Genomic DNA, 24,616 nt, shown 5'->3' on the forward strand with positions numbered 1-24,616 from the left:
CTTGGGGCGTGTCGTGGCTACAGCCAGGCGAGTGCCGATTCAGCCAGTTCGCGCTCCTCATCGATCGCGACGTTCCATATGCTCGGCCCGCCCCCGCGGTCGATCCGCGTGGCTCCAGCATCGTTGACGTCAGGTGCCAGCGCCAGGCCGAGCCAGGCCAGTCGCGCGACGATGCGAGCCCGCAAAACCGGCGCGCGATGGCCGATGCCGCCGGAAAAGACGACATGGTCGAGACCGCCAATTGCCGTGGCCATGGCCGCGATGGACTGCGCAATCCGGACTGCAAAGAGCTCCACGGCAAGCTGGGCCTGCGGGCCGGGATCCGTCAGCAACACGCGCATGTCGCCATGGCCGGCGATTCCGGCAAGGCCTGCACTGCGGTACAGGCCGTTTTCAAGCGCCTGCGCATCCAGGCGTTCATGCCTCAGCAGATACAGCAACGCGCCGGGATCGAGATCTCCGGAGCGGGTAGGGCTCGGGATTCCACCCAGCGGAGTGAGCGCCATGGTGGTGTCGCGGCTGCGGCCGCCCTCGACGGCGCAGACGCTGCAGCCCCCCCCCAGATGCGCGAAGACAGCGCGGCCCTTCAGGATTCCAGCGTCGTGGCTGGCCACTATGCGGAGCGCGGAGGCAAAGGCGAGTCCATGGAAACCGTAGCGGCGGATGCCCAGCGCATCCCATGCTTCAGGGACAGGCAAGCGCCGGCTCCAGGGCGCGAGCGACGCGTGGAAGTCGGTGTCGAAGGCCACGCCTTGGCGCGCGTGCGGCCAACGCATGCGCGCGGCACGCGCGAAAGCGAGGGCTACCGGCTGGTGCAAGGGTGCGAACGGCACCAATGCATCCAGTTTCGCGAGCACGGTTTCGTCGAGCTCGCGGGCGTCGTGCAGGTCACCGCCATGTACGATTCGGTGCACCACCACGTCGGGGCTGGGCCACGGCTCCGACAATGCCTCGAGCAGGGTGGCAAGGCGCTCCTGCGCATCCACGCCGACTGGAATTTCGGCCCGGGAGCGCTCGAGCAGACGAGACTGCGCGCCGTGTCCCTCAGTGTTGAACAGATAGGACGCGCCCTTGAGGGTGGACGAGCCAACGTTGAGTGCAAGAAGCCGGCGCGTGGTCACAGGTGTCCCCGAATCATGTTCATGGGGACCGCACCGCCCGGCGCAACAACTGCGCATTGATTGCCACAACGACGGTGCTCAGCGACATGAGCACTGCCCCAAGCGCAGGTTGCAGCAGGATCCCCCATGCGGCGAGAACGCCAGCGGCGAGAGGGATGGCGACGATGTTGTAGCCGGCGGCCCACCACAGGTTCTGGATCATCTTGCGATAGGTGGCCTTGCTCAATTCGATGATCGCTGGCACGTCGCGCGGGTCGCTGCGCACGAGTACGACGTCGCCGGCCTCGACCGCGACGTCCGTCCCTGTGCCGATGGCGATGCCGACGTCGGACGTGAGCAGCGCCGGAGCGTCATTGACACCGTCACCCACCATCGCGACGCGCTTGCCCTGGGCCTGCAGCTCCTCGATCTTTGCCACCTTGTCCTCGGGCAATACCTCGGCGAAGACGGTGTCGATGTTGAGTTCCTTCGCGACCGCGTTTGCGACCGCCGTGGAATCACCCGTCAGCAGGACAACCTCCAGTCCTTCGTCGTGCAGCCGCTTGACCGCGTCGAACGATTCGGGACGGATGGCATCCGCGATCGCAAATACGGCGAGCACCCGGTCGCCTTCCACCAGGTAGGTTGCAGATTGACCATCGGCTGCCGCTGATTCGGCAGCCCGCCGAAGCGTCTCCGGCGGTTCGACCGCGAGCATTCTCAACAGACCCGGCCCGCCAACGTGAAGCGAGCGCTCCTCGACGACTGCGCGCACGCCGCGTCCCGGCATGGACTCGAAGTCCTGCGACATCGGAACGTCGATGCCATGTTCCTTGGCGCTGGTCATCAGCGCCTGCGCGATCGGATGTTCAGCGTCGCGCTGGACCGACGCGGCCACGCGAAGCACCTCGTCGTCGGTGAGTCCATCGGCGGCAGTGGTCTTCACGACGCGGTGCGAACCGAGCGTGAGCGTGCCTGTCTTGTCGAACACGACCGTGTTCAGCAAACGGGCCTCTTCCAGGCCGCGTCGATCGCGCACGAGCAGGCCGTTCCGTGCGCCAATCGTGGTCGAGATGGCGGTCACCAGCGGGATGGCCAAACCCAGCGCATGGGGACAGGCGATCACGAGCACGGTCACTACGCGCTCGATCGTGAAGCTCCACGGTCGACCGAGGAGTGGCCAGACAATGGCGGTAACCGCGGCGGAGACGATGGCGATGATCGTGAGGTAGAACGCCGCCCGGTCCGCCAGGGCCTGGGCGCGCGAGCGCGACGTCTGGGCCTGCTCGACGAGCCGCATGATACCCGCGAGCGCGGTCTCGTCGCCGGTTCCCGTCACCTCGACACGCAACGAGCCCTGTCCGTTGACGGTGCCGGCGATCACCCGGTCGCCCGTCGACTTGTCCATCGGCTTGGACTCGCCGGTGATCATCGCTTCGTTGACGGCGCTGGTCCCTTCCTTCACGACGCCGTCGGCGGGAATGCTCGCGCCGGGCCTGATGAGCAGCAGGTCGCCGCGCTTCAGTTCCGCGACAGGGACTTCCTTCGCGGTACCGGCCTCATCCAACCGCACCGCCATATCAGGCAGCAGCTTCGCGAGTTCCTTGAGAGCGCCCTGTGCCTGGTTGATCGAACGCATCTCGATCCAGTGGCCGAGCAACATGATCGCCACCAGCGTCGCCAGCTCCCACCACAGGTCCAAGCCCTCGACAACGCCGAGCGTGACCAACGCGCTGTAAAGGAAGGCGACGGTGATCGCAAGCGAGATCAGCGTCATCATGCCCGGCAGGCGATTTCTCAGCTCGTGGTATCCGCCGCGGAGGAACGGCGAGCCGCCGTAGAAGTACACGATCGTGCCGAACACCGCCGGGATGTACGCCGACCCCGGGAACTGTGGTGCGGTGTAGTCGAACCAATGCTGGATCATCCCGCTCCAGATCAGAGTGGGGATGGTCAGCAGCAGCGTGAGCCAGAACTTGTCGCGGAAGCTCGCCACGCTGTGGCCGGCATGCTTGTCGTGCCCGGCATGGACGTCACCTTCAGCACCCGTGCGGGGATGCGGCGGTTGCTCGCCGTGCGCCTGATGATCTTGATGATGATGATTGTGTTGCGTCATGGGTCTGCCTTCCTGGATGCACTGATGCGCCGGGCACCAGCGGGGAGATAGATCAGTGTTCTGTTACAAGTGTCCCGATCTGGCGATGGCCATCACCAGCCGCAGTGAGAGCAATCCCGCAGCAGCGAAAGCCACCATAGCCAGGAAAGGCATGTGACCGAACACTTGCGGGCCGTCGGAATGCAGGCTCAACAGCGCACCGCTTACGTACAGGCCCAAGGTGACCAGGGCCAACGCCAGCCGGTTGCCCGTGCGCGCGATTGCCTCCTGCGTGGAACTCAGGCCATGGTGGTGTACGGAGAAGGCGGGTCGTCCGTCGCTCAGTTGCGCCTGCCGCAACAGGTCGGTGGCGATCTGTGGCAGTTGGCGCGCAGTGCGGGCCAGCCGCATGGCAAGCGGCCTGTTGCCGCTGGGGCGGCTGGCTTCGGCAATGTCGGCGATCGCGGCCGCCTGCGCGGACAGCGTCCCCAGCAGGTCCAGATTCGGATCCAGCGCCCGCAGCGTGTTCTCGACCAGGAACAGCGTCCGGATCAGGGACAGCAGGTGGGCCGGAAGCCGGAAGCCAGCGCCCTGCCCAATGCGTGCCACGCGCCAGATTGCCTCGGCAATGGACCACTGCGCCAGCGGACGGCTGGCCATCTCGGCCAGGATCAGGTGGATCTCGCGCACATGCGAGCGGCGGTCGACCTGCGACGGGAAGAAGCCCATGGCGATCGCTGCATCCAGCACGCCCTCGGCGTCGTCGGCCGCAATGGCCTCGACCATGCCGCCGAGCGCGAGCCGGGATGCAGGGTCGAGCACGCCGATCGATCCAAAGTCATGCAGGCACAGGCGACCGTCGTCAAAGAAGAACAGATTCCCCGGGTGCGGGTCGGCATGGAAGACGCCGGCGCCGAAGAGCTGATGCACGTAGGCACCGAGCAGCGCCCTTGCCAGTGCGGGAGCGGCCGCTGTGCCGTACGCGGCCTCCAGACGGGTCCCGTGGCTTCGATCCTGCACAAGCACGTTGCGGGTGGCATACGGCTCGACGACGTGCGGCTGGGTGATGCCGGGCAGGGCATCCAGCACCTTGGCCATGCGCCGCATGTTCTGCGCCTCGTGACGCATGTCGATCTCGTCACGCAGGAATGCGCCTAGTTCGTCCACCAGTTCGAGCGGCCGGTGGCGTTTCAGTGGCGGCCAGATCCACTGGGCGACGCGCATCGTGCGCCGCAGGAGCAGCAGATCCGCCTGCACCTGGGCATGGATCCCGGGGCGGGTGATCTTGACGACCACATCGCGACCATCATGCATGCGCGCTGGATGGATCTGGGCCACTGAAGCCGCGGCCAGGGGCTTGTCATCGAAGCTGGCGAAAAGTTCGCCGACCGGCGCGCCAAACGCCTGTTCGACGATACGCATGGCCTCCTCCGCCGGGAAGGGGGGCACATCGCTGTGCAATCGCGACAGCGCCTCGCGATAGGGCGCCGGCAGCAGGTCCCAGCGCAGGCTCAAGCCCTGGCCCAGCTTGACGAAGGTGGTGCCCAACCCCACCAGTGTGGTGCTGACGTATGCCGGAAGCAGGTCGGGTGCACGTCGGCGCAGGCGCAGCACGGCGACGCCGAGCTTGAGTCCCGCCCAGGCAATCTGGCCTCCGCGCCGCACCGTGCCCGCCATCAACGCGCGCTCCCGGTTGGACAACTCATGGCGTCGACCCACTTGCAGGACGCAGGATCGTGGCCGGATCGCCCCGACCATCCACTGCCGCCAGCTCCGCTTCCGACAACAGGCCGCCCCGGGACTGGCCGAGGACGCCCGCGGCCGCATCGACCACGTGCGCCCAGGTGCTGCGGTTGGCGAACAGCAGTCCCGGCACGTCCAGCGTGCCGCCGCGGTTGACGAAGCCGAGCGCCGCGGTCGTGGCCGGGCCAGTGTCGAGCCGGCGCAGCGCGCCCAGGAAGGGCTCGGGCCGCGTATGCGTGACGAATATGCGCGGCCGTTCCGCCGGGAACAGTGCATGGACCTCGCTGTCGGAGTGCACGTACCGCGCCTCGTCCGGATCGCGCGGCGTGCGGAACCGGCCGGGCTCGCCGAGATAGACGATCGCGGCCGACACGCCACGTTCAACGAGGCGCACCTGCGCGTGGCGCACTTCCTGCAATTGGTAAGCACCGGTGGCGACCAGCAGGATCGCCGCTGTCGCCGGGTTGCCGGCCAGGCATAGCGCACCTTGGGTGGCCAGCGCCTGCGCCTGCGTCGGTGTCAGCTCGTGCGGCACCGGTCGCTTGGGGACGACCAGGGTGGTGACCGTGCCGCGTTGCGCGTAGGCGTGGGCGAGGGCCGCGGCGGCGCCGTTGGCGTCCGGGGGAAACACCACGCGCGATATGTCGGCCATTTCGCCCAGGAGCGCCTCGGCCATGGTCGGATCCTGATGGGACTGCTCGTTCTTCGCGTTCTCCCACGTGTGCGAGGTCAGCACGAGAGGCACGCCCAGCCAGCCGGGCGGTCGCCCCGCCTGTGCCTGGTGACGCGCGAAGATCAATTCCTGGCGCACGGCGCCAAGCATCTTCGGTGCGAACGCCTCGTAGGTGACCACCAGGTTCAGCCCGCCCTTGTTGCCGAGCGCGGCGCATACCACGGCTTCCTCATTAAGCGCGGTGATGACCGCGCCAGTGGTCGATTCCGCGACACCGGGCTCGGGCTCGTGCACCCGGTGCTTCATTGCGTCCAGGGTGCGATCGAGCTTGTTGCTGCGCAGCTCGTCAGGATTGCCCACGCGCACGCGCAGCCCCGGGTTCGCTTCGGCGATGGCGACGAACTGCTCGTCGAGCGCGGTCATCGGCGAGCTCTCGCCGCCGGCGCCGCGGTCGGCGATCGCCGGGACGCGGGGCGGTTCCACCTGGCGATCGGCCAGCGCATGGTCGCGCTCGCGCACGCGCTGCTGGAGGTCGTGGCTGTTGAGTGCGGCAACAGCCTCCTCGAGCTCGGACGCGGCCACGAACAGCGCCGCGGCGCCTTGATTGAAGAGCGCGCGTGCCTCGGCCTCCTTCGACGGATTCCCGGGCAGGGGCAGGTTGTGCGAGGCGTTGGTCCCGGCGCCGGGGAATCCGAAGCCCTTCACGGTTTCGGCAATGCCATAGGGCAGCCGCACGTCGGCATCGGGAACGGCGGCGCCCGCTTGCAGGCGCGACTCCATCACATGGATACCCCACGCGATGCTGGCCGGATCGCGCCCGTCCAGCGCGATCGGATCAAAGCCGTTCAATCGCAGGTGCCGGTCCAGCCACCGCTCGCCGCCCTGCTGGGCGATCTGGCTGCGCTGTTCGATGCGCCGCCCGTTGAGGATGATGATCGGGCTGACCAGCCCGCTGTCCTCGGCACGCCACCAGCGCGGCGCCCAGTCGCTGCCGCGCTGTTCCTCGAACGCACCGTCGCTGAGGAACGCCACCAGGCGTTCGTCCTTGAGCGGTGCATGCACGTACTGCAGTTCGGCAAAGCCGAGATAGCCGCCTTCCATCACGCCCCCGGCGGTGTGCGCATTGACGTGGGAGCCCAGGGGCGACGCCGGTGTTCCGTCCGGATTGAGGGTGTAGGCATAGAAGTCGCCGACGAACCGGCTCAGCCCCGCGTCGGAGCGGTCGTAACGTTCGGCGTGCCGGGCGGTCATGTTGCCAACCAGCACGTTCAGCGCGTCGATGGCGGCCACGCAGTGCCCCTGGCCCATCATCCATGCGCGGGTGACGCCATCCAGGGCGTCCATCAGCAGGTAGCCGGCGTAGGCCGGCACCATGTTGAGGGACCCGCCAGTGTGGCCTTCGGGCGTGGCCTTGAAGTCATCGGCCTCGAGGGTCGCGCCGTCGGTGCGGACCCGCTGGCTGTAGGTCATGTGGGCCACCAGCCACATGCCGGCGCTGGTGACGCGATCGGCCGCGGCGAGCCGCTGCCAGGCGGTGCCGGCATCGGGCGTGCGGCCCAGGGCCACCAGCTCGTGCACCATCTGGCGGACCCGGAGCTGGGTGAGCGGGTCATGTCGGATCACGCCGTAGCCGGCCGCCCAATGGTCAAACGCGGGATCGGCCCGCCGGTGGGCGTCGGCGAGTTCAAGGGTCCGCTGGCGCTCGGCGGCCGACAGCTGGTCGGCGGTGCAGCAGTTGAGATGCAGGTTCATGGGTCCTCCGGGGAGTCGGCCGAAGCGGACATCAGGGTCGATGCCGCGTCAGCGAGGTCCGCGCCGAGCGCGATCGCGTTCGACGGGTGGGCAATGGTGTCGGTACTGACGATGCGGGCCAGACCTGCTTCCTGCAGGCGGGCATAGGCATCGCCGGCGAACACCGGATGGATGGCGACCAGCAGTGGCGGCGGCAACGACAACCGGCGCAGGTGTGCGAGGGTCTCCAGGATGGTGTGGCCGGACGACACGATGTCGTCGATCAGGACCGGGGTCCGGCCCGCCACGGCCTGCGGGTCGGGCAGGCTGACGCGCACGTCGTAGTCGCCGTGCCGCTCCTTGGCCAGCACCTGGTAGGGCATGCCGGACAGGGCGGCGATGTCCGCTACCCACTGCTCGCTCTCGCTGTCAGGGCCGATCAGCACAGCGTCGGGGACGGTCTCAGCGATCCAGCGGGCCACGGCCGGCGTCGCCGATACGTGGACCGTCGGAATGCGGTAGAGCGACTGCAGGCGCTCGACGCGGTGCAGGTGCGGGTCCACGGTCACCAGCCAGTCGAAAGCCTCTTCGAGGAATTGCGCAAACAGCGGTGTACTGACCGCCTCGCCGCGATGGAAGCGGGTGTCCTGGCGCATATACCCCAGGTAGGGTGCGATGAGGCCGACCGAACGAGCCCCGAACTCGCGCGCGGTCCGGGCGGCGAAGCGCAGCGGGAGGGCCAGGGCATCGGCGTTGCGCAGGCTGGCCAGGATCGCCACATCGGCGCCGTCCAGTGCGTCGTCCAGGGTGACCAGCGACTCGCCATCGGGGAAGTGCCGCCAGGCCACGGGTGCAATGCGCGCCTGCAGGGGCTGGTTGATGGTGCCGGCCAACACTGCATCGGCCGGGAAGGGCATCAGCACACGGGTCATGGAACCTCTCCAAGCACAAAGGGTTGCAGCGTCGCGGCGTGCTCCAGGGCGTAGGCCAGTTCTCCCGGCGACTCCGCATGCAGGGTCATCATGGGCTGTCCGCGCTCGACCGTATCGCCGATCCGCAGACCGGTTTCGAGGCCGGCGGTGGGGGATGTCGGGGCGCCGGCCAGCTTGGCCAGTTTGGCCAGCCTGCGGTTGTCGATCGCCGCGATGCGGCCCGATGCAGGCGCCGGGACGTCGGCGGTGAACGCCGCCCGTGGCGGTTCGCGGAAGCCTCCCTGGGCCTCGCAGATCGCCAGGAACTTGGCCAGCGCCGCCCCGGAATCCAGCACGCCGCGCGCGCGCTCCAGTCCGGTGCCGGCGTTGCTGCCCGCTGCCATGTCCAGCAGCGCCGCGGACAGCGCAAGTGCGCGTTCGCGAAGGTCGGCGGGTGCATCGGCCGCGTTGCGCAGCACCTTGAGCACGTCGTGCGCCTCGAGCGCCGGGCCGATTCCCCGACCCACCGGCTGGGTGCCGTCGGAGCGATGGATGCCCAACTGCAATCCCAGCGCGCCCGCGGTGTGGGCAAGCCGCGTGCCGAGGCTGTGGGCCGCGGCCTCACCTCGCACCTTGGCCGTCGGACCCACCGGCATGTCGATCAGGACGTGGGTGGAGCCCGCGGCTATCTTCTTCGACAGCACGCTGGCGACCAGTTGGCCGTCGCTGTCGAAATCCAGCGGGCGCTGGACCCGGATCAGGATGTCGTCGGCCGGGCTCAGGCGCACGTTGCCACCCCACACGATGCAGCCGCCCTCGCGCTCCACCACCCGGCGCATCGCCGCCAGGTCGAGCGCCACCGGCGCCATCACTTCCATGGTGTCGGCGGTGCCCGCGGGCGACGTGATCGCGCGCGACGAGGTCTTCGGGATGCGGTAGCCCAGCGCAGCCACGATGGCCACCACGATCGGGGTGGTGCGATTGCCCGGCAGGCCACCTACGCAGTGTTTGTCCAGCACCGGCCCTTCGCCCCAGTCCAGGCGCTGGCCCACGGAGATCATGGCTCGCGTCAGCGCGGTCGTCTCCGCATGGTCCAGGCGGTCACCCGCGCTGGCAGTGACGAAAGCTGCAAGCTCCAGGTCCGACAACCTGCTTTCCATCACGTCCTGCACCAGGGCGAAGTACTGCGCGTCGTCCAACCGGGCGCCGAACACCTTGGCACGGAGCGCGCCCGCCGACGCCGCGGGTTCCGCGTGCCTGACGCCGGCGAGGGCGTCGGGCGCGGGATCGAGGAGCGTCCACGCGGCCTCCGACAACGCCACCTCGTCCAGGCCGAGCCGATCGTCGATGACCACGTTCAGCGTCGCCACCAGCGTGCGGGCGTCCACGTCCAGCCTGACGCGCGTCATCGCGGCAAAGCCTTCCGAGCGACAGACCTCGCAGTCGCGGTGCATATAGACCACCGGCTGCTGGTAGGTGTCGATGCCGGCACGGGTGACGCGCAGGCGGGTGTGGCCCGGGGCCTGCGTGGTCATCTCGCATCCTCCAATCCGACTTGCTCCAGGTGCCCCGGCACGCGCGCACGCCAGCCCAGTTCACGCTGCACGCGCCCGCGCAGCATGTCTGCAGCGTCGGGCTCGCCGTGGGTGAGGTAGACCATGCGCGGCGCGGACGGCGCGGTGCGCATCCAGTCCAGCAGCTCCCCGGCGTCGGCGTGGCCGGAGAAGCCCTCCAGCTGCACCACCTCGGCGCGGATGGGGACCTCGCGGCCGAACATGCGCAACGTGCGCTTGCCTGCCGCCAGCGCGGCACCGCGTGTTCCTCCGGCCTGGTAGCCCGCGAGCAGGATCGCGTTGCGGTCATCGGGGCCGAACGCCTCGATGTGGTGCAGCACGCGCCCGCCGGTGATCATGCCGCTGGCCGAGATGATGATCATCGGCCCGCGCTGGCGGTTGAGTGCCTTCGACTCTTCTACAGTGTTGACGAAGGTGGCCACGTCGAACATCCGCTGGCAGTCCTCGTCGGACACGTGGTGCTCGGAGTGGTGGTCGTGGTAGTGCCGGGTCGCGTTGATCGCCATCGGGCTGTTGAGGTAGACCGGCACGTGAGGGATGTCCTTGCGCTCACGCAGCCGGGCGATATGCAGCATGAGCGCCTGGGCGCGGCCGATGGCAAAGGCGGGAATGACGATCACGCCCCCGCGGGCGGCAACGCGGCGGATGATCGGTGCCAGCTCGGCTTCTTGGTCGATCGGAATGTGTTCCCGATTGCCATATGTGGATTCGCAGACCAGGACGTCACAGGCGGGCAGGGGCGTCGGCGGATTCATCAGCGACTCCTGCTGCCGTCCCAGGTCGCCACTGAAGTGCAGGCGCTGGCCCTGGACGTCAAGGCTGACATGGGCAGCGCCCAGGATGTGGCCGGCAGGATGGAAGCGGATCGTGACGCCTGATGCGACCTCGATGTCGCGACCATAGTCATGCCCCTTGAGCTGCTTCAGGCTGCGGCGGGCGTCATCCTCGGTATAAAGCGGCCGTGGTTCCTTGTGCTTGGAGTACCCCTTGCGGGCCGCGTACTTGGCCTCCTCTTCGAGCAGGTGTCCGCTGTCGGGAAGCAGCAGGCCGCACAGGGCCACGCTGCCATGGGTGCAGTGGATCCGGCCGCGGAACCCTTGTTTGACCAGTGCGGGCAAGTAGCCCGAATGGTCCAGGTGGGCGTGGGTCAGGACCACCGCGTCGATTGATGACGCCTCGACGGGAAACGGAGCCCAGTTGCGCTCGCGCAATTGCTTGTAGCCCTGGAACAGGCCGCAGTCCACGAGCACGCGCTGACCGTTGGCCTCGACCAGGTAGCGCGAGCCGGTCACGGTGCCCGCGGCACCGAGGAATTGCAGGGTGGGGTTGGAAGACGCTGTCATGGTGTGGCTCCTGTCCTGGAAGGGAAGTGATTGCGGAGGGCATGGCGAGGGCCGAGGCGCATCTGCATCGCCCGCGCGCCTGTCAGGGGCGGATCAGCTCCACTGTGTCGTTGACCTTGGGGCTCCCGGAGATCACTTCAGCCTCCGCGTAGTGGCTGTCGAACAGTTCGACGATGCGCACTTGGCCAACGTTCTCGCGGCGGTAGCGTGGACCGCCGGCCCGCGAATGCCGGATACGGCGCTTGTGCCGGATCACGTCCAGCACCTGCCCGACCTGGGCACCGTCGGCCTGCCCGACACAGACCACAAGCGTTCCGTCCTGCTTTTCCAGCACCTGGCCGCGCATCAACACGTTGTGGCGGAACCCACCCTCGTTCGCGGAGACGACCCCCGGCAATGCGAACGCGAGCGCGAGGGCCAGTGCGGCGACCCAATGGCTGCGATTGGTACCTCGGGGTCTGGAATGGGCGACGTGTGTGACCGTATTCATGGTGTGGACTCCTTAGATGGGCTGCGAGGGGTGGCGGCATCCGCCAGTGGAAGGCGTTTGAGCAGCAACGCGTTGAGGGCGACGATCACCGAACTGCCCGACATCGACAGCGCGGCGATTTCTGGCGACAGCACGAACGGATAGAGCACACCGGCCGCCAGCGGAAAGGCCAGCACGTTGTAGCCCACGGCCCAGCCCAGATTCTGATGCATCTTGCGCAGAGTGGCGTGGGCGATGGTGGTCGCGCGAACGACGTCATAAGGGTCGCTGTGCATGAGCACGATGTCGGCACTCTCGATGGCGACGTCGGTGCCGGCGCCGATCGCGAACCCAACGTCGGCTTGGGTGAGCGCCGGTGCGTCGTTGATGCCGTCGCCCACCATGCCGACCTTGAGGCCCTGCGACTGCAGCTTGATGACCTCATCGGCCTTGCCGCCCGGCAGCACGTCGGCCAGCACGATGTCGATTCCCAGGTCCTGTGCCACGCGCTCGGCCGTGGGGCGGTTGTCGCCGGTGATCATCGCCACCTTGATGTTGCGCCGGTGCAATTCGTCGATGGCCGCGCGCGAGGTCTCCCGGATCGCGTCGGCAATCGCGAAGAAGCCTGCGAGCCGGTCACCCACCCCGGCATAGATCACCGTGCGACCGGCACCGGTGAGGCGCGCAGCCTCCGCTTCCAATACCGAGAGGTCGATGCCGTGCTCGACCATCAGGATCCGGTTGCCCAGCACCACCTGCACCCCGTCAACCACGCCGGTAGCGCCCTGGCCATCGATGTTGGTGAACGCGGTAGCGCGCTCGGCTACCGGACCGGCACGCTTCAGGATGGCCTGCGCCAGCGGGTGCTCGGAGTGCGCCTCGACCGCGGCGGCCGCGGCCAGCAACCGCTCCTGCGTCCAGCCCGGCGCGACCGCCATGTCGACCACCTCGGGGGCGCCGACCGTCAGGGTGCCGGTCTTGTCGAAGATCACCACGTCCAGGCGTGCGCTCTTCTCAATCGATTCGGCATGCTTGAAGAGGATGCCGTGTCGTGCCCCCAGGCCAGTGCCGATCATGATCGCCATCGGCGTGGCCAAACCGAGTGCATCGGGGCAGGCGATGACGAAGACGGTGATCGTCAGCGTGAGCGCGAACAGCAGCGGCTGTCCCAGCCACCAGAACCAGACCGCGAAGGTCAGCAGCCCGATCACGATCGCAGCCAGCACCAGCCATTGCGAGGCGCGGTCGGCGAGCAGCTGCGCGGGCGCCTTGGAGTTCTGCGCGGTCTGGACCAGCTTGATGATCTGCGCCAGTGCCGTGTCGCTGCCGATCTTGGTGGCGGTGTAGGCGAATGCGCCGCTCTTGTTGATCGATCCGCCGACGACGGACTCTCCGGGATCCTTGCGCACCGGCATCGACTCGCCGGTCAGCATGGATTCGTCGACCTGAGAGCTGCCTTCCGTCACGATGCCATCGACCGGGATCTTCGCCCCGGGCCGCACGATCACGGTCTCGCCGACCAGCACTTCAGCGGTGGGAATGTCGAGCTCCTGCCCCTCGCGCCGGACGACCGCGCGGGGTGGGGACAGCTTCAGCAGCGCTTTCATGGCGTCCGAGGCGCCGGCGCGAGCCCGCATCTCGAGCCAGTGGCCAAGCAGGACGAAGGTCAGCAGGACGGCCGAGGCCTCGTAGAAGTTCGGCCCGTCGAAGAAGAACGTCGACGCGATGCTGAAACCGTAACCTGTGCCCACGCTCAGGAGCACCAGGACCGCCATGTCCAGCACACCCCGTCGCAGGGACCGGATCGCGGCGCTGAAGAATGGCCAGCCCGGATACAGCACGGCGCCGGTCGCCAGCAGGAACAACCAGACGTTCTCGCGCAGTCCGAACGGCACCGGCGGCGGCTCTATCAGCCCGCCCATGGGCGACCACACGAATACCGGGATCGCGAAGGCGAGGGCGACCAGGAAGCGGCGGCCCATGTCGCGCGCCGCGGCGTGCAGATCGCTGCCGTGGTTCATGCCCGCATGGGCGTCGTGGCCCCCGGCATCCGTGGCGTCATCGCCGTGGCCGGCGTGGGCGTCAGCGGGGCGCTCTGCGGCCAATTCCTGTCCGTGCCCGGCATGCGCAGCATGGGCGTGCGCGCCTGCGGCGGGGTCGGCATCGGGCATCGGCGCGTTGCATTGGAAGCCGCAGTCGCGGATCGCGGTGGCGACCGCGCCCGCCGACAGGCGGGCCGGGTCGTAGGACACCTGCAGGGTCGCGGTAGCGAAATTCGCGCTGGTGGCGTTGACTCCAGGCAGCGCGGCCACGGCCTTCTCCAGCGTGCGCGCGCAGCCGGCACTCACCATGTCGCCGATGGGCCAGGTGCGCGTGCGCACAGTGGGTTTGTGGACGTGCGTCATCGGGTTTCTCCTTGGGATGGAGCGGGGCCGCGCCGGCGTCGCGGGATGAAGGCCGGCACTTCCTGCATGTAGCGGACGTAGTCGTCGCCGAAGCGGCTCAAGCAGTCTTTTTCCTCACGACGCGCCAGGCGGGCATAGGCCCACACGAGCACTGGATAGCTGGCGAGCGTGAGCAGCGTGGGCCACTGCAGCAGGAAACCGGTCAGCACGAGCAGGAAGGCGACGTACTGCGGGTGACGCATGCGCGCATACACGCCCTCGCGGGCGAGCCGGCCTTCACGCTGTGCCCGATACAGCACCGGCCAGGCGGCCGACAGCAGCCAGAAGCCGCCGCCGATCAGGACGAAGCTTGCGATGTGGAATGGGCCGAAATGCGGGTTGGCGCGCCAGCCGAACCACATCTCGAGCAGATGGCCCGCGTCATGGCTCAGCCAGTCCACCTGCGGATAGTTGGCGCTGAGCCAGCCGCCCAGGACGTACAGCGTCAGCGGGAAGCCATACATTTCCGCGAACAGGGCCACGACGAAGGCGGAGAACATACCGAACCCACGCCAGTCCCAACGGGTCAGCGGTTTGTAGAAGCTCCAGGCGAAGAAGATGAAGAACGCGGCGTTGATGGCGGCGAGGAGCCAAAGACCGTAGCCGGAGTCGGGTGCCTGCATGTCAGTGCCCTCCGTTCGAGGTGTCGGACGTTTCGTCGTTCAGTGCCCGCTTGCTACGGCTCTCATGCTGGCCATGGGGTGTGTCGTCGGCATTGCCGTCGCGCCCATGACTTCCGGAACCTCCATGACCGCCATGCCCCTTGTGCATGAACACATGCATCAAGGGACATAGCAGCAGGATGGCCAGGGGCAACCAGCGAAGCGTCCCCCCAAGGTGGGCGCGGTGCTCGACGGCGAGATAGAACACGGCCAGCGCCAGGAAGATCCAGAAGACCCAGCGTCGGGAGCCTGAGGGGGCAGGACTGGAGGCTGTCATGGCAAATTCTCCTCTGTGGGGCGGCGTCCAAGAAGTCGCCGGGGGGTGGACTTGACGAACCCGCCGCCTTCAGCAGCGGCAACAGATTCGATCAATGCGCAGACGTCATCGCCAGTCGGAATGGAGTCCGGAAGCTCCGCCCAGGCGTGGATGGCACGCTCCATTCGTCCGTGCATGGCGAGCAGCCTGTCCAGTTGTTGGCGGGTGTCGTCGAGCCTGCGCCGAATGATGTCCCGCACAAGCGGACAGGGACTATGTCGCAGCAGGCTGTGGTGGATGATTTCCTCGATTTCCCCCAGCGTGAAGCCAAGGTGTTGCGCCGTGCGAATGAAGTGCAGGCGAAGGAGCTCCGAGGTGGAGAACAACTGGTAGCCGCCCTCGGTATGCGTGGCCGCTTGCAACAGACCGCGCCGCAGGTAGTTGCGCACCACATGCACCGTGACATCGCCCTGCCGTGCCAGCTGGCGGACCGTCATCAGCGGCAGCGTCACTTCTTCCTTGGTCGTCATCGGCTTGCTCCCGGCGAGGTGTTGATCAGGCTAGACCTGTGTCTCGCACACAGGTCAACCGGCCTTGCGGTGGGCGAAGCCAGTAACGCGCGAATTGGCCGTGGACGGACGGATGTTCGCGGCCACAGTTGCATGAGCCGTCGGTCCCTGCCTGCGTTGAACGGCCCCATCACTACTTCTCCTTGGGTAGTGCGGAGGAGGGGTGCGGCTTCCTGGCCAGCTGCCGCTGCTTGATCAGCGAGTACAGCGCCGGGATCACGACCAGGGTGAGGATGGTCGAAGACACCATGCCACCTACCATCGGCGCAGCGATTCGGCGCATGACTTCCGAGCCAGTACCGCTGCTCCACATGATGGGCAGCAGGCCCGCCATGATCGCGACCACGGTCATCATCTTCGGGCGCACGCGGTCGACCGCGCCTTCGATGATGGCCTCGCGCAGGTCCCGTGAATCCAGTGCCCGGCCTTCGGCCTGCCTCTGCGCGGCACGCGCTTCAAGTGCGTGGTCGAGGTAGATCAGCATCACCACGCCGGTTTCCGCGGCGACGCCGGCCAGCGCGATGAAGCCCACGATCACCGCGACGCTGGTGTTGTAGTCGAGCATCCACATCAGCCAGATGCCACCGACCAGTGCGAAGGGCACCGACAGCATCACGATCAGCGACTCGGTGACACGGCGGAAGTTGAGGTACAGCAGCAGGAAAATCAGCGCCAGCGTCACCGGAACGACGACACGCATCTTCTCCGCGGCACGTTGCATGTATTCGTACTGTCCACTCCAGGTCACGTAGTAGCCAGGCGGGAACTGCACCTGCTCGGTGACCGCTTCCTGCGCAGCCTTCACGTAGCGGCCGAGATCGCTCTCTCGGGTGTCGACGTAGATGTACGCCGCCAGCATCGCGTTCTCGGTGCGGATGCTCGGCGCACCCTTCCTGACCTCAATCCGCGCCAGTTCGCCCAGCGGCACCTGGGCGCCGCCGGGCACCGGCACAAGGACTTGGCTGCCTATCCGGTGCGGATCGTCGCGGAGTTCGCGGGGATAGCGCACGATCGCGCTGAAGCGTTCGCGGCCCTGGAGGATGGTGGTGACGATCTCGCCGCCCAGCGCGGCGGCCACCACGTTCTGCACCTCGCCCAGGGTGACGCCGTACTGGGCCAGGCTGCCAAGGTCGGGGGTGATGTCGAGGTAGTAGGCGCCGGTCAGGCGTTCGGCGAACGCGCTGGTCGTGCCCGGCACTTCGCGCACCACGGCTTCGATCTCGGTGGCCAGCGCGTCGAGTTGCTCAAGGTCCGTGCCGAAGAGTTTGATGCCCACGGGCGTGCGGATGCCGGTGGCCAGCATGTCGGTGCGCGCCTTGATCGGCATCGTCCAGGAGTTGGCGACGCCCGGGAACTTCAGCGCCGCGTCCATCTCGGCGATGAGCTTGTCGGTGGTCATGCCGTCCCGCCATTCGTCCTCGGGCTTGAGGTTGATGACGGTCTCGAACATCTCCAGCGGTGCGGGATCGGTGGCCGTCAGGGCACGGCCCGCCTTGCCGAACACCGACTCCACTTCCGGGAAGCCCTTGATGATCCGGTCCTGCTGCTGCAGCAGCTCCGAGGCCTTGGTCACCGACATGCCCGGAAGCGACGCGGGCATGTACAGCAGCGTGCCTTCGTTGAGGGTTGGCATGAACTCGCTGCCCAGCCGCGATGCAGGCCACAGGCTTGCAAACAGGGCGGCCAACGCAAACATGATTGTGGCCATGCGATGCCGCAGAACGACGTTGATCACCGGCCGATAGGCCGCAACCAGGAACCGGTTCACCGGATTCTTGTGCTCGGGCACGATCTTGCCGCGCACGAACAGCAGCATGAGTACCGGTACCAGCGTGATCGACAACAGCGCGCCACCGGCCATCGCGAAGGTCTTGGTGAAGGCCAGCGGCTTGAACAGGCGACCTTCCTGAGCCTCCAGGGCGAACACGGGCAGGAACGAGACGGTGATGATCATCAGGCTGAAGAACAGCGCCGGCCCGACCTCGCGACAGGCATCGATGATCAGCTGGGTCCGGCTGCGGGAGCCGTCGGAGCGCTCGATGTGCTTGTGCGCGTTCTCGATCATCACGATCGCCGCGTCGACCATCACGCCAATCGAGATCGCGATGCCGCCCAGGCTCATGATGTTGGAGTTCATGCCCAGCATGCGCATCGCGATCACCGCGATCAGCACGCCGACGGGCAGCATGACGATCGCGACCAGCGCGCTGCGCGCATGGAACAGGAATACCAGGCACACCAGTGCGACGATCAGGCTCTCCTCGAGCAGCGTCGTGCGTAGCGTCTTGATCGCGCGCACGATGAGATCGGAGCGGTCGTAGACCGCCTGGACGCTGACGCCCTCGGGGAGTCCACTCGCAAGCTGGGCGATCTTGTCCTTCACCCCCCCGATCACGGCCAGGGCGTTTTCGCCGAAGCGCGCAATGACGATCCCGCCCACAACGTCGCCTTCGCCGTCCAGGTCGACGATGCCACGGCGCTCATCGGGTACCAGTTCGACCCGGGCGACGTCGCCGATCAGCACCGGTGCGCCCCCTTCGGCGCGCAGAACCAGGCTCTCGATATCCTCGATACCGCGCAGGTAGCCGCGGCCCCGCACCATGTACTCGGTCTCGGCCATCTCGATCACGCGGCCGCCGACGTCGCGGTTGCTCTCGGCGATCACCTCGGACACGCGTGAAATCGGGATGTCGAACTCGCGCAGCCGGACCGGATCGACGGTGATCGAGTACTGGCGCACGAAGCCGCCGACGCTGGCGACCTCGGCCACGCCGGGCGCGGTGGTGAGCTGGTAACGCAGGTACCAGTCCTGCATCGCGCGCAGCTCGTCCAGCGAGTGGCGGTCGCTCTGCAGCACGTACTGGTAGACCCAGCCCACGCCGGACGCGTCGGGTCCCAGTGCCGGTGCCACGCCAGCCGGCAGGTTTTTCGACGCGACGTTGAGGTTCTCGAGCACGCGCGAGCGCGCCCAGTACAGGTCCGTGCCTTCTTCGAAGATGACGTAGATGAAGGAGGCGCCGAAGAACGAGAAGCCGCGGACGTCCTTCGACTTCGGCGTCGCGAGCAGGGCGCTGGTCAGCGGATAGGTGACCTGGTCCTCGACCACCTGGGGCGCCTGCCCCGGGTACTCCGTGAACACGATCACCTGCACGTCCGACAGATCCGGTTGTGCGTCCAGCGGCGTGTTCATCAGTGCGTAGATGCCACCGGCGACAATCGCCAGCGCCATCAGCAGCACCAGGAAGACGTTGCGCACCGACCATTCAACGAGACGGCCAAGCATGTCAGTGCCCCTCGTGGCCGGTGGGGGCGGGCGGAGTCTCTTCCGGGCTAGCCGGCATGGAATGACCGGCGTGCGGATCAGAGGCCTCGTCACCATGACCTGCGTGCGGGTCGGCGGCGTCCTCGCCGTGCCCGGCGTGTGGATCCTCAGCGGTGCCCGAAGGCGCGCCGTGTCCTGTGTGACCCTCAAGACCCTGGAGTGCCGACTGCAGGTTGCTTTCGGCGTCGATCAGGAAGTTGGCGGAGACCACGACCTGCTCGCCCTCGGTCAGGCCGTCGAGGATCTCGATGCGATCGCCGCCGCGCCGCCCCAGGCTGACATCGCGCGGTGCGAAGCGGCCAGGGCCGGTCTCGACCAGCACCACCTGGCGCGTGCCGCTGTCGAGCACGGCCGAGCGCGGAACGGTCAGGACCGGTCCAGCCCCCGGCTCCTCCAGCACCACCGTCCCATACAGCCCGGGCCGCAGGTCGCCAGCGGGGTTGGGCAGGGCGATGCGCACATCCACGGTGCGCGTCATCGCATCGATGACGGGCTGCACGAAGGTGACCTCGCCCTCGGCCACCTGGCCCGGCAGGGCCACGGTTTCAAAGCGGGCCGTTTGGCCGGGCTGGATACCCGCGGCCTGCGCCGCCGGCACCTTGGCGATCACCCACACCTTCGACAGGTCCGCCAGGCGCAGGATGGTTTCGCCGGGCTCGAAACGCGCGCCCTGGACCACCGGCTTCTCGATCACGACCGCGTCCGCGGGCGCGGTGAGCACCAGGCCCGTCTTGCCCATCTGCGCGTCACTGATTTCCCAGTTGCGCAGGCGGGTGCGGGCGGCATCGCGCAGGCGGACCATCGACGCCGCGCTCGCGGGATCGGACCCGGCCAGCCTGCGGGCGGTCTCGTCGGCCAGCCGGTATTCCTGCTGCGCCGCGGCCAGCTGCGGGCTGTAGACGGAGAGCAGCGGCTGCCCGGCGCTGACCCGCATGCCGGTCTGGTTCGCGTACAGCCGCTCCACCCAGCCTTCGAAGCGCGGGGCGATCGCGTACTGCCGGGTCTCGTCGACCTCGACCGTGCCGCTGGTGCGCACGGTAGCGGACAGGGCTCCGCGCTTGACCGCTTCGGTGCGCACGCCCAGCGCCTGCACCTTGTCCGGCGGCAGCACCACCGTGCCCGGTGCCGCCGGCGGTGCGTCGTCGGCATAGACCGGGACGTAGTCCATACCCATCGAATCCTTCTTCGGCACCGGCGACGTGTCCGCCAAGCCCATGGGATTGCGGTAATAGAGCACCTTGCGTTCTGCGGCCGGGCCGTCGATCGACGTGCCCGCGGTCGGGGAGTCGTTCGTGGCGCGGCCGGCAATCCAGCCGACGGCGAGGGCGGCGAGTGCAACGCCGATGGCGAGCGACAGGGTCTGGACACGGGTCATCGGATCTCTCCTTCGATGGCGCGCACGGCGGCGGCGCCCAACAGTTCGTCACGCAGTGCATCGACCCGTGCGAGGTCGGCGCCCTGCCATTCATTGAGTGCTTCCAGCAGCGTCCCGAAGTCGACTTCACCGACCTGGTAGCTGGCCAGGGCGGACTGCCAGGTGGCGTCGGCCTGCGGCAGCAGCGTGTTCTCGATCAGTCCGCGACGCTCGCGCGCGTTGGTCCACTGCGACCAGGCGGAAGCGCCGCGTTCCTCGACGGCCCGCAGCGTGGCGTCCCTGCGGGCAAGCGCTGCGTCTTCGAGCAGGCGCGATTCGCGCTCGCGCTCGCGGCGGGCACGCTGCTGGAACGGGATCTCGACCTCGAACATCAGCTCGGTGCTCTCGATGCCGTTGCCGAACTGCATCGCACCCACGCCCAGGGTGATGTCGGGAAAGCGGTTGCGACGCTGCAGTACCACGTTCGTGCGCGCCGCCTCGGCGCGAGCCTGCTGCGAGCGCACCGCGGGATGCGCATCGGCGTCATCCAGTGCCTCGGCAAGCGAGGCGCTGTGGACGGCGAGGCGCGGCGCCTCGTCGGGAGTCGCCAGCGGTGCATCGGACCGGCGCCCCAGCACCGCGTTCAAGGTGGCGGCCGCCTCCTGCTTGGTCGCGAGGCGTTCGATCCGCTCGCGCTGGAGGCTGGTCTGCTCGACCTGGGCGCGGATGGCATCCTGCTGCGCCGCGCGACCCAGGGCGTAGCGCACGCCGGCCATCTCTTCCACCTGGCGGAGCAGGGCGATGCGGCGATCAAGCACGGCCACGGCCTGGTCGGCATGCCAGTAGCGTGCGTAGGCCGCCTCGGCGTCGGCCAGCAAGTCGCGCGCAGTGGTGAGGCGATCGAGTCCGACCGCGACCGCGTCCTGGCTGGCCGCGGTCCGCGCCAGGGCGCGCTTGCCCCAAAGCGGGAGGCGCTGGCGCAGCGCGTAGTTGACCTCGCGCTCGGCACCGGCGGAGCGCCAGGGCTTGTCCGGATCGAGGCCGCGGAATCCAAGGGAAGCCGTCGGGTCGGGTAGGGCGCCCGCTGGCTGGATCCGTGCTTCGGCGGCCTGGGCCTCGAAGTCCATGGCCCGCAATTCCGGGTTGTGTTCCAGAACCCAGGCGCGGATCGACTCGAGGCTGTGCCCCGGGACGGGTTCGGTGGCGGTCACCGGCAGCGCCAGGGCCCACAAGGCGCCGGCAAGCACGCCGGCAAGAAGGTGCCGGAGCGGTGGCAGACGGCGGGACAGAGGGCGAGGGTGCAGGCGCCTGGCCGGCAGTCGGTCGAACGGGGATGCCATATCAGTGTCCTTGGGCCGACGCGACGCAGGTCGCTCGGACGAGGGCAGGAACACATGCCGTGACGCAGCCACGGCGCGAACGCACAGGACTGCGCCGCACAGACGTGCGGAGCAGTCAGCGTCCAGGCATCAGATCAGCAGGAGTGCCGCTGGATGGGCGGTAGGTCGGTGCCAGGCGGGTCTGGGCGGCGAATCCACCCATGTAGCCGTGACACCTGGCGCAGCATCCGCAATCGCGGCGATCGCAAGCCAGGAGAACCAGGCTTCGGCCAGCAGCGGCGGAATCGAAGGGATGCGCCCACTGTCCGCCGAGATGTCACCCTCGGTGCAGTGCGCGTCGCACACTGCCTTGCTCGCTGAGGGGAGCTCGGCATCGCAGCCGTGGCCATGGTCGTGTCGGGTGTCGGTGGCGGCAGCGACAAACGCCGCCGGCGTGACTGGGAGATCCAGGCAATCGCCATGGCCTGCGAGCGCGAACTGGGACCAGAGCAGGGCCACCATCGCGAGGAGGGCGGTGCGCTGGAACAAGTTCCGATGGCGGATGCGGACCATGGCGTGAGCTTACCTCTTACTGGAACCGATGCAATTGATCCAAGTCAATCCTTGGCCAGGCCCAGGGGCTGGCGCGGCACAGATGTGGTCGGCGAGGACGGTACGGCGGCCGACTTGGCAAGGCGAAGGGCGTTGGCCACCACCGACACCGAGCTCAAGCTCATCGCAAGCGCCGCGACCATCGGGCTCAGCAAGATCCCGAATGCGGGGTAGAGCACCCCGGCCGCGACCGGCACCCCCAGCGCGTTGTAGAGGAACGCGAAGGTGAGGTTCTGCTTCATGTTGGCCACGGTGGCCTGGGAGATCTTCCGGGCGCGCAGGATGCCCCGCAGGTCGCCCTTGACCAGGGTGATCTGGGCACTGGACATCGCGACGTCGGTGCCCGTGCCCATGGCGATGCCGACGTCGGCCGCGGCGAGCGCCGGGGCGTCGTTGATGCCGTCGCCCGCCATCGCCACCCGCCGGCCTTCGCGCTTGAGGCGCTGCACCAGCTCGGCCTTGTCCTCGGGGCGGACTTCGCCATGCACCTCGTCCAGGCCCAGCTCGGTGGCCACGGCCCGTGCGGTGGTGAGCCCGTCGCCGGTGGCCATGATGATGCGCAGCCCGGCGGCGTGGAGCTCGTTGATGGCCGCCGCGGCCGACGCCTTGATCGGGTCGGCAACCGCGACCAGCCCCGCCAGGCGCCCGTCCACGGCCAGGAACATGGCGCTCGCGCCCTCGCGGCGCATCCGCTCGGCCACGTCGACGTGCGCAGCGGGATTGGCGCCCAGGTCGTCCATGAGCGCGGTATTGCCCAGCGCAAGCGCATGGCCGGCCACGGACCCGCGCACACCCATGCCGGTCACCGAGTCGAAGTCCTCCACGCGGTCGAACTCGAAGTTCCGGCGTCGAGCCTCGGCGACGATGGCGTCGGCCAGCGGGTGCTCGCTGCCCTGGTCCAGGCTGGCGGCCAGGTGCAAGACCCGGTCGGCGTCGAAGCCCTCGAAGGCCACGACTTCCTTGAAGGCGGGGCGCCCCTCGGTGAGGGTGCCGGTCTTGTCGACGATCAGGGTGTCGATGCGGCGCATGTGCTCGATGGCCTCGGCGTCGCGGAACAGCACGCCCACCTGCGCCGCCTTGCCCGTGGCGACCATGATCGACATCGGCGTCGCCAGGCCCAGCGCGCAGGGGCAGGCGATGATCAGTACCGAGACCGCGTTGAGCACCGCAAAGGTCCAGGCCGGCTCCGGACCGAAGGAGCCCCAGATAAAGAAGGTGGCCACCGCGATCGCCAGCACCGCGAGCACGAACCAGTAGGCCGCGATATCGGCCATCCGCTGCATCGGCGCGCGGGAGCGCTGCGCCTGCGCGACCAGCTGCACGATCTGCGACAGCACGGTGTCGGAGCCCACCTTGGCGGCGCGGATCACCAGCGCGCCGGTGCCGTTCTGGGTCGCGCCGATGACCTGGTCGCCTGCGGTCTTCTCGACCGGAATCGGTTCACCCGTGAGCATCGACTCGTCGACGCTGGAGCGGCCTTCCACCACTTCGCCATCCACCGGCACCTTCTCGCCGGGACGCACGCGCAGGTGGTCGCCGACGTGGACGTGGGTCAGCGGGATGTCTTCCTCGGTGCCGTCGGCGTTGACCCGCCGGGCTTCCTTCGGCGCCAGGCCAAGCAGGCCCTTGATCGCCGCGGACGTTTTCGAGCGCGCCCGCAGTTCCAGCATCTGGCCGAGCAGGGTCAGCGAAACGATCACCGCCGCCGCCTCGTAGTACACCCCGACGCGCCCATGTTCGGTAAACGACGGTGGGAACAAGCCGGGTGCCAGCGTGGCGACCAGGCTGTAGCCAAAGGCGGCCGCAACGCCAATCCCGATGAGGGTGAACATGTTCGGGCTGCGGTTGCGGATCGACTGCACGCAGCGCTCGAAGAACGGCCAGCCGGCCCACAGCACGACTGGTGTGGTCAAGACCAGCTCGACCCAGGTCTGCACGTCGATCGACAACGGCAGGATCTGCACGTCGCCCAGCACGACACGCGGGAGGTACTGGCCGAACATGGCCAGCACGAGCGTCACCACAGTCAGCGGAAGCGTCCACCAGAACCGGCGCGAGAAGTCGCGAAGTTCCGGATTGTCATCGTCCTCCAGGCTCGGCATTTCCGGCTCCAGCGCCATGCCGCAGAAGGGACAGTTGCCTGGACCTTGTTGCCGGACTTCCGGGTGCATCGGGCAGGTGTAGATGGCGCCGGGCTGTGCCACCTCGGGTTCGTCCTGGGGCGTCAGATAGCGCTCCGGATCGGCCACGAACTTCGCGCGGCATCGCTCCGAGCAGAAGTGGAAAGGTGTGTCGGCGTGGGTCGCATGATGCTGCGTCGTGGCGGGATCGACCTGCATGCCACAGACCGGATCGGTGACCCGTCCATCCGCAGCCTCGACAGGGGCTGCGCCTGCAGAATGGTGATGGTCATGGGACGACGGTGAGTTCATGCCGATG

17 protein-coding genes are annotated in these 24,616 nt (G+C 68.0%); all 17 read right to left on the bottom strand.

Annotated features, from left to right (window positions below; translation table 11 throughout):
* Positions 1-17 precede the first annotated feature (17 nt).
* Entirely contained in the window at positions 18-1,121 is a 1,104-nt protein-coding gene (locus ACW5IY_RS11060) for an acetate/propionate family kinase (RefSeq protein ID WP_036196077.1), read from the bottom strand.
* 19 nt (positions 1,122-1,140) lie between these two features.
* Positions 1,141-3,216: a heavy metal translocating P-type ATPase gene (locus tag ACW5IY_RS11065; protein WP_082316348.1), complete on the bottom strand. Its 2,076-nt coding sequence runs from the start codon at positions 3,214-3,216 to the stop codon at positions 1,141-1,143.
* Between the two features lie 63 nt (positions 3,217-3,279).
* Positions 3,280-4,872, bottom strand: coding sequence for an ABC1 kinase family protein (locus ACW5IY_RS11070; protein ID WP_017355174.1), 1,593 nt, complete (start codon positions 4,870-4,872; stop codon positions 3,280-3,282).
* Between the two features lie 25 nt (positions 4,873-4,897).
* Positions 4,898-7,363, bottom strand: coding sequence for a phosphoketolase family protein (locus ACW5IY_RS11075; RefSeq protein WP_229296418.1), 2,466 nt, complete (start codon positions 7,361-7,363; stop codon positions 4,898-4,900).
* A complete protein-coding gene (locus ACW5IY_RS11080; protein WP_017355176.1) occupies positions 7,360-8,274 on the bottom strand; it encodes a ribose-phosphate diphosphokinase in 915 nt (304 codons plus the stop codon). The genes ACW5IY_RS11075 and ACW5IY_RS11080 overlap by 4 nt, the downstream gene beginning before the upstream one ends.
* Positions 8,271-9,788, bottom strand: coding sequence for a thymidine phosphorylase family protein (locus ACW5IY_RS11085; protein WP_049404647.1), 1,518 nt, complete (start codon positions 9,786-9,788; stop codon positions 8,271-8,273). The genes ACW5IY_RS11080 and ACW5IY_RS11085 overlap by 4 nt, the downstream gene beginning before the upstream one ends.
* Entirely contained in the window at positions 9,785-11,119 is a 1,335-nt protein-coding gene (locus tag ACW5IY_RS11090; RefSeq protein ID WP_425603911.1) for an MBL fold metallo-hydrolase RNA specificity domain-containing protein, read from the bottom strand. The genes ACW5IY_RS11085 and ACW5IY_RS11090 overlap by 4 nt, the downstream gene beginning before the upstream one ends.
* A 133-nt stretch (positions 11,120-11,252) precedes the next feature.
* Entirely contained in the window at positions 11,253-11,660 is a 408-nt protein-coding gene (locus ACW5IY_RS11095; RefSeq protein ID WP_049436410.1) for a hypothetical protein, read from the bottom strand.
* Complete coding sequence (locus tag ACW5IY_RS11100; protein ID WP_049404642.1) at positions 11,657-14,044, bottom strand: heavy metal translocating P-type ATPase; 2,388 nt, start codon at positions 14,042-14,044, stop codon at positions 11,657-11,659. Before ACW5IY_RS11100 ends, ACW5IY_RS11095 begins: the two co-directional genes overlap by 4 nt.
* The gene (locus tag ACW5IY_RS11105; RefSeq protein WP_017357195.1) at positions 14,041-14,706 is read right to left on the bottom strand and encodes a methyltransferase family protein; all 666 of its coding nucleotides are present in this window, start codon (positions 14,704-14,706) and stop codon (positions 14,041-14,043) included. The genes ACW5IY_RS11100 and ACW5IY_RS11105 overlap by 4 nt, the downstream gene beginning before the upstream one ends.
* A gap of 1 nt (position 14,707) precedes the next feature.
* Entirely contained in the window at positions 14,708-15,022 is a 315-nt protein-coding gene (locus tag ACW5IY_RS11110; protein ID WP_065427866.1) for a DUF2933 domain-containing protein, read from the bottom strand.
* Positions 15,019-15,531, bottom strand: coding sequence for a MerR family transcriptional regulator (locus ACW5IY_RS11115; protein ID WP_017357196.1), 513 nt, complete (start codon positions 15,529-15,531; stop codon positions 15,019-15,021). Before ACW5IY_RS11115 ends, ACW5IY_RS11110 begins: the two co-directional genes overlap by 4 nt.
* Before the next feature lie 172 nt (positions 15,532-15,703).
* On the bottom strand, positions 15,704-18,853 hold the full coding sequence (locus ACW5IY_RS11120; protein WP_049404640.1) for an efflux RND transporter permease subunit: 3,150 nt from the start codon (positions 18,851-18,853) through the stop codon (positions 15,704-15,706).
* 1 nt (position 18,854) lies between these two features.
* Entirely contained in the window at positions 18,855-20,267 is a 1,413-nt protein-coding gene (locus ACW5IY_RS11125; RefSeq protein WP_049404637.1) for an efflux RND transporter periplasmic adaptor subunit, read from the bottom strand.
* Positions 20,264-21,373: a TolC family protein gene (locus ACW5IY_RS11130; RefSeq protein ID WP_234413151.1), complete on the bottom strand. Its 1,110-nt coding sequence runs from the start codon at positions 21,371-21,373 to the stop codon at positions 20,264-20,266. The genes ACW5IY_RS11125 and ACW5IY_RS11130 overlap by 4 nt, the downstream gene beginning before the upstream one ends.
* Before the next feature lie 342 nt (positions 21,374-21,715).
* Complete coding sequence (locus ACW5IY_RS11135) at positions 21,716-22,138, bottom strand: hypothetical protein (RefSeq protein WP_049404632.1); 423 nt, start codon at positions 22,136-22,138, stop codon at positions 21,716-21,718.
* Between the two features lie 44 nt (positions 22,139-22,182).
* Positions 22,183-24,609 carry a heavy metal translocating P-type ATPase gene (locus ACW5IY_RS11140; RefSeq protein WP_080354477.1) on the bottom strand — a complete coding sequence of 809 codons (2,427 nt, stop codon included), beginning with the start codon at positions 24,607-24,609 and terminating at the stop codon, positions 22,183-22,185.
* Between the last annotated feature and the right edge of the window lie 7 nt (positions 24,610-24,616).

It is taken from the genome of Stenotrophomonas sp. C-A (assembly GCF_054030835.1).

Coding starts and splice junctions, on each gene's coding strand:
- ACW5IY_RS11065 (WP_082316348.1), bottom strand. CDS start 3,216: ATGACGCAACACAATCATCATCATCAAGATCATCAGGCGCACGGCGAG.
- ACW5IY_RS11070 (WP_017355174.1), bottom strand. CDS start 4,872: ATGGCGGGCACGGTGCGGCGCGGAGGCCAGATTGCCTGGGCGGGACTC.
- ACW5IY_RS11075 (WP_229296418.1), bottom strand. CDS start 7,363: ATGAACCTGCATCTCAACTGCTGCACCGCCGACCAGCTGTCGGCCGCC.
- ACW5IY_RS11080 (WP_017355176.1), bottom strand. CDS start 8,274: ATGACCCGTGTGCTGATGCCCTTCCCGGCCGATGCAGTGTTGGCCGGC.
- ACW5IY_RS11085 (WP_049404647.1), bottom strand. CDS start 9,788: ATGACCACGCAGGCCCCGGGCCACACCCGCCTGCGCGTCACCCGTGCC.
- ACW5IY_RS11095 (WP_049436410.1), bottom strand. CDS start 11,660: ATGAATACGGTCACACACGTCGCCCATTCCAGACCCCGAGGTACCAAT.
- ACW5IY_RS11100 (WP_049404642.1), bottom strand. CDS start 14,044: ATGACGCACGTCCACAAACCCACTGTGCGCACGCGCACCTGGCCCATC.
- ACW5IY_RS11105 (WP_017357195.1), bottom strand. CDS start 14,706: ATGCAGGCACCCGACTCCGGCTACGGTCTTTGGCTCCTCGCCGCCATC.
- ACW5IY_RS11110 (WP_065427866.1), bottom strand. CDS start 15,022: ATGACAGCCTCCAGTCCTGCCCCCTCAGGCTCCCGACGCTGGGTCTTC.
- ACW5IY_RS11115 (WP_017357196.1), bottom strand. CDS start 15,531: ATGACGACCAAGGAAGAAGTGACGCTGCCGCTGATGACGGTCCGCCAG.
- ACW5IY_RS11120 (WP_049404640.1), bottom strand. CDS start 18,853: ATGCTTGGCCGTCTCGTTGAATGGTCGGTGCGCAACGTCTTCCTGGTG.
- ACW5IY_RS11125 (WP_049404637.1), bottom strand. CDS start 20,267: ATGACCCGTGTCCAGACCCTGTCGCTCGCCATCGGCGTTGCACTCGCC.
- ACW5IY_RS11130 (WP_234413151.1), bottom strand. CDS start 21,373: ATGGACTTCGAGGCCCAGGCCGCCGAAGCACGGATCCAGCCAGCGGGC.
- ACW5IY_RS11135 (WP_049404632.1), bottom strand. CDS start 22,138: ATGGTCCGCATCCGCCATCGGAACTTGTTCCAGCGCACCGCCCTCCTC.
- ACW5IY_RS11140 (WP_080354477.1), bottom strand. CDS start 24,609: ATGAACTCACCGTCGTCCCATGACCATCACCATTCTGCAGGCGCAGCC.